The organism is Cupriavidus sp. UYPR2.512, assembly GCF_000379565.1.
Lineage (GTDB): Bacteria > Pseudomonadota > Gammaproteobacteria > Burkholderiales > Burkholderiaceae > Cupriavidus.
In genome coordinates this window covers 1-5,750 of the sequence record NZ_KB902925.1, presented here as the reverse complement: position 1 = coordinate 5,750, position 5,750 = coordinate 1, and the positions used below count along the sequence as shown (strand labels likewise).

Sequence of the window (5,750 nt, the reverse complement as noted above, 5' to 3'; positions counted from 1 at the left end):
CATCCGCGATTCAACATGCACTTCACGCCCACCTCCGCATCATGGCTGAACATGGTCGAGCGGTTCTTTCGTGACATCACAACCGAGCGACTTCGCCGCGGCGTATTCACCAGCGTGCCGGAACTGGTCGACGCCATCAACGAGTACATCGCTCACCACAACACCAACCCCAAGCCGTTCATCTGGACCAAGAGCGCTCGCGACATCCTACAGAAGGTCATTCGTGCCAACCGCCGCTTAAGTTCCAAACAGAATGGAACATTGCACTAGTTGGAGGTGGTGGTCCCGAGGGACAAATTGTTCGTCAAGGCTCTGGGGCGCGTTAATACCATCGCACGGTGATCCACGCTGGCGTTCGCGATGGTGTTGCGCCGCGAGCTGCGGCGCAGTTTTTGAAATTGGACATCGGCCTTTTTTCGACTAATTCCTGGACACGCTGCTGCCAAGCCAGACCGCAGGCTAACCAGATGAGCGTGACCCGACGCAGAAAGGCACCACGTGCTGCCGAGCATTCCGCGACCATATGATCGCGCAAGGCGTAGAGGATGCGTTTCGCGTTTCCGCCAAAGCCTAGTGACCGCCCCAAAGGCCGACATGAAACGAAAGAACCTGCTAATCGCTATCGGCTGCGCTATTTTAATGCTGAGCGTTGTGGTTTCCGTGCGTACCGCTAGAAGTGCGCACCAGATACTTGGGCCTGCGCAGGCCAACGGGCTCGAGTTTCTACAGACCGACCTTGTCCACGTGGGTCCCCAGAACCTGCAAGTGTCGCTGCCGCTGTCGGGTAGCTTACGCGCGCTGAACCAGGCGTCGGTCAAGGCTAAGGTATCCGGCGAAGTCAAGGCCGTCCTTGTACGGGAAGGAGCGACGGTGCGCGCCGGGCAGGTGATCGTGCGCATCGATCCGACCGAATACCAAGCTAAAGCGGCCCAGGCCCGTGGGCAGATGCTTGCCATGCAGGGACAATTTCAGAACGCACGTCAGACCTTGGACCGCAACCGTATGCTTGTGGCTAAGGGCTTTATCTCGCAGGCCGCGTTCGACAAGTTCCAGTCCGAGGTGGACGTGGCACGCGCCAACCTCGATGTCGGACAGGGTGGCCTAGCGGTGGCGGAGAAGATGCTGGCCGACACGGTGGTCAAGGCCCCGCTCGATGGCATGGTGGCCGCGCGCGCGGTGCAGCCAGGCGAAAAGGTGTCGCCTGATATGCGCCTGGTTGACGTGGTCGACTTGCGGTTCCTGGAGCTGGAGGCTCCAGTGCCGATGGCCGACGTAGCTAGTGTCAGGGTCGGCCAGATGGCCGAGCTCGACGTGGAAGGCGCCGGGCGCTTTACCGGCAAGCTGGTGCGCATCAGCCCGGCCATCAGCGACGGCACGCGCAGCATCATGGTCTATATCCGCGTCGACAATGCCGAGCAGGTACTGCGCGCGGGCATGTTCGCACGCGGCGCCCTAGTGCTGGGCCAACGCGCCGCCGTAGTGGCCGTGCCGGTCTCGTCGGTGCGCACGGAGGGCGAACGCGCCTTCGTCTATGCCATCGAGCGCGACACGCTGGCGGAGCGCCCGGTGCAGCTTGGCATGCGCGACGAAGCCGGCGGCATGGTGGAAATCGTCTCCGGGCTGAACGCTGGCACCGAGATCGTGCGCAACAACTTCGGCATGCTGCGCAGCGGCAGCCAGGTCCGGCGCGTCAAGGCCTGACGGTGTAGAGGACGCGCGCCATGTGGTTCACCCGCCTGTCGATCCGCAACCCGGTGCTCGCTACCATGATGATGATGGCCTTCATCGTGGTGGGCCTGTTCTCTTACCAGCGGCTGCCGGTCGACCAGTTTCCCGACATCACCTTCCCGGTGGTGGTGATACAGACCGACTACCCGGGCGCCGCGCCGGAGTCGGTCGAGTCCGACGTCACGCGCAAAGTCGAGGAGATCGTCAATACCATTCCTGGCATTGAGGAGTTGTATTCGAACTCCTATCAGGGTATCTCAGTTGTCGTCGTAAGATTCGCCCTCAGCGTCGAAATCGGCCAAGCCGCACAGGACGTGCGCGACAAGATCGCGTCGATCCGCCCGCATTTCCGCGACGAGGTCAAGGAACCGCGCGTGCTGCGCTATGATCCGTCGGATGCGCCAATTTTCTATCTGTCGGTCTCCAACGCGCCTGGCGCCAGCCGCAGCCAGCGCGAATTGACCACCATCGCCGACCAGATCGTGCGCAAGCGGCTGGAGACCGTGCGCGGCGTGGGCGCCATCAACCTCGTCGGTGGTACCAAGCGCGAGGTCGAGATCCGCATCCGGCCGGCGCAGCTCGAGGCGTTGGGCATCGGCGTGGACCAGGTGATGAACGCGATTCACAACGAGAACCAAGAGCTGCCCGCCGGCGAGTTGCGTTCCTCGGCGACCGAAACCGTGGTGCAGATCAAGGGCCGCGTGCCCACGCCGGATGCGTTCCGGCAGATCATCGTGGCGCGCCGCGCCGGCCAGCCGGTGACGCTGGGCGAGATCGCCGACGTGCGCGACGGAGAGCAAGAGCAGGAAAGTCTGGCGCTGCTTGACGGAAAGCGCGCGCTGTTCCTGTCGGTGGTGAAGGCACAAGGCCAGAACACCGTCGACACCGTCGACCGCCTGGTGCGCATGACCGACGAAGTGCGCAAGCTGGTGCCGGCCGGCGTGCAGCTGAACGTGGTCAACGACACCGCGCGCGGCATCCGCAGCAGCGTGAAAGAGGTGGGCTCGACGCTGGTGGAAGGCGCCTTCCTGACCGTAGCGATCGTGTTCCTGTTCCTCGGCTCGTGGCGCAGCACGGTGATTACAGGGCTGACGCTGCCAATCGCGCTGATCGGCACCTTCGGCGTGATGTATTTGTGCGGCTTCACGCTCAATGTGATCACGCTGATGGCGCTGTCGCTGTGCGTGGGCCTGCTGATCGACGATGCCATTGTGGTGCGCGAGAACATCGTGCGCCACAACTTGATGGGCAAGGACCACCGCAGCGCGGCGCTGGACGGCACCAACGAGATCGGGCTGGCGGTGCTGGCCACCACGTTTTCGATCGTCGCGGTGTTCCTGCCGGTGGGCTTCATGGGCGGCATCATCGGGCGCTTCTTCCACCAGTTCGGCATCACGGTGGTGGCGGCGGTGCTGATCTCGATGTTCGTCTCGTTCACGCTGGATCCGATGCTGTCATCGGTCTGGCACGACCCGGACCTGCACGGCACCGGCAACAAGCGCAGCTGGTACGGGCGCACCGTGGGGCGGCTGCTGGACTGGTTCTCGGCAAACATGGACAAGCTTGGCAACGGGTGCGCCAGCATGCTGAGGTGGGCGCTGAAGCACCGCCTGGCCACCGTCATCATCGCCGCGGCGACCTTCTTCGGCAGCTTTGCGTTGGTGCCGCTCATCGGAACGGAATTTGTGCCCAACGCCGATCAAGGTGAAACGACCGTCAAATTCACCACGCCAGTGGGAACGTCAATGGAAGTTACCGAGGCGAAGGTGCGGCAGGTGGAAGCCGCGCTGAAGTCGTTCCCTGAAGTCGCCTACACGTATGCCACCGTCAACTCAGGCAACACCTCGGGCCGCAACAACGCGTTGGTGTCGGTGCGTCTGACCGAACGGCGCGCGCGCGCGTTGTCCACTGCCCAGCTCAACCCGCTGATCCGCCAGCGCCTGGCCGGCATAGCCGGCATTACGCTGACCATGGTAGGGATGCCCGACGGTGCCGCCGGCCAGAAGGCGATTCAGGTATCGATCCAGGGCGATGACCTGGACGAACTGCGCCGGTTGTCACAGGGAGCCAGCAAGCGCATGACCGCGATCCGCGGGTTGACCGACCTCGATTCGAGCATGAAAGACGACCGCCCCACCATCGAGGTGCGCATCCGGCGCGAGCTTGCCTCTGACCTGGGCGTGGGCGTGGCGCAGATCGGCAATGCGTTGCGCCCGCTGCTGGCTGGTGACGCCATCAGTTCCTGGCGCGCGCCCGATGACCAAAACTATGACGTACGCGTGCGCCTGCCGAAGGACGCGCGCACCGGCATGGCGGATCTCAGCGCGCTGATGATCGCCAGCAGCCAGACCAACGCCAACGGCTCGCCAAAAATGGTGCCGCTGCGCCAGATCGCCGAGCTGGTGCCGATCACGAGCGCCAACCAAATCAGCCGGCGCGATCTGAACCGCGAAGTCGAGCTGACCGCCAACGTGGCCGGGCGTTCGGCCGGCGAAGTCGCGCGCGACGTCAAGGCCGCGCTCGACGGCATGAACTGGCCGGCCGGCTACAAGTACCGCTTCGGCGGCTCGACCAAGTCGATGAACGAATCCTTCGGGTCCGCGCTATCTGCGCTGGCGCTGGCAGTGATTTTCATCTACATGATCCTGGCTTCGCAGTTCGCGAGCTTCTTCCATCCGATCGCCATCATGACTTCGCTGCCGCTGACGCTGGCCGGCGTGTTCGCGGCGCTGCTGCTGTTCGGCTCGACCCTGAACATGTTCTCGATCATCGGCTTTATCATGCTAATGGGGCTGGTGACCAAGAACGCGATCCTGCTGGTGGACTTCGCCAACCAGGCGCGCCAAGGGAGCGACGGCCCCGAGCCGCTGTCGCGCGAGGCGGCCCTGGTCGAAGCCGCGCGCGTACGACTGCGCCCGATTCTGATGACGACGCTGGCGATGATCTTCGGCATGGTGCCGCTCGCCTTCAGCCTCGGCGAAGGCGCCGAGCAGCGCGCGCCGATGGGGCAAACGGTGATCGGCGGGATTATCACCTCATCGATACTGACGCTGGTGGTGGTGCCGGTGATTTATACGTATCTTGACGATGTTAGCGTGTGGTGGCGTCAGTTATGGCGAGACAGGACGCCGCCTGCAGCCGACCATCCGGCTGGCGCTGATTCGTTCTCCGCGGAAGGCAGCGCTGAATAAGCGAACGGGCCTGCAAGAAAAATTTGCCCTCAGACAAGGCTGTCCGCCCATGGAAAGCAGCGCAGTTTTCGCACAGGGACACAGTGGATTGACGAGAAACAAAGGGAAATCCGATTGCGAGTCCATATTGGCAGAGGTCATCATCCACGAGAAGCGGACAGCGCAGATGGGTTGCAGGAAAATGAAAAGAATATCATTGCCGTGAAATTAATGTGCACGGGATTTCCAACTGACTTTCTGTAAGGGGAAAACAAGTCGACGGCCTGATATCCGTGGTGCTTCGCGTAGCTTCTCTCACGGGAGCGTTTGGGAGAAGTCGGCATAGTTTGCCGACTGAACCCGAGCGCTGCGGCTTCGCGCGTGCCAGTGAGGCGCTTGTTGCTGCTGGTTCGGGCGCGCTTGCGCGTGACCAGCTTTCTGCCGGTAGCGTTCCAGTCAGTAACCGCCGTAGTTGCCCATCAGTGGTCTCCAATCGTTCGGCAGCCCCCACGCCGCAACTGACCATCCATGACCGCCTAACCTGTCTTGAGCCATACCTTTATACATAAGTCAGCCGAGCCCCTCACGTAGCGCGCGCAGGGTTTCAGCAGCGGAGAGCACGCGATCGAGTCCGCGCCAGATTGTCTTGGCGCCGGGTTCGCCGTCGCCCTTTCGAGCAAGGAAGCCGCCGATTTGCGCAATCAGCCGCACGACCTCGTTCACGGTCGGTGGTGTCGCCGGCAACTTCTTTTTGGCCAGCAGATACGCACCACGAATTTCGTCCGGATCGAAGAACAAGGAGGCGTCCAGCTCGGGGCAGGTCCGGCCTTTGCGCATCAGATAAGTCACGCG

At 62.7% G+C, this 5,750-nt stretch carries 3 protein-coding genes and 1 pseudogene; 3 read left to right on the top strand and 1 reads right to left on the bottom strand.

All coding sequences use genetic code 11. The features are described 5' to 3' along the window. The 3 genes and pseudogenes from A3A5_RS0111485 to A3A5_RS0111475 all read left to right on the top strand — a co-directional run. A pseudogene (locus A3A5_RS0111485) lies at nucleotides 1-270 on the top strand (IS630 family transposase); the annotation flags it as partial. A 324-nt stretch (nucleotides 271-594) separates the two neighbouring features. Beyond that, nucleotides 595-1,701 carry an efflux RND transporter periplasmic adaptor subunit gene (locus A3A5_RS0111480; protein ID WP_026200677.1) on the top strand — a complete coding sequence of 369 codons (1,107 nt, stop codon included), beginning with the start codon at nucleotides 595-597 and terminating at the stop codon, nucleotides 1,699-1,701. A 20-nt stretch (nucleotides 1,702-1,721) separates the two neighbouring features. Further along, nucleotides 1,722-4,919: an efflux RND transporter permease subunit gene (locus A3A5_RS0111475; RefSeq protein ID WP_018310713.1), complete on the top strand. Its 3,198-nt coding sequence runs from the start codon at nucleotides 1,722-1,724 to the stop codon at nucleotides 4,917-4,919. A 549-nt stretch (nucleotides 4,920-5,468) separates the two neighbouring features. On the opposite strand, the gene A3A5_RS0111470 is transcribed toward A3A5_RS0111475, so the two are convergent. Beyond that, a partial coding sequence (locus A3A5_RS0111470; RefSeq protein ID WP_018310712.1) for an IS4 family transposase occupies nucleotides 5,469-5,750 on the bottom strand: 282 nt, incomplete at its 5' end.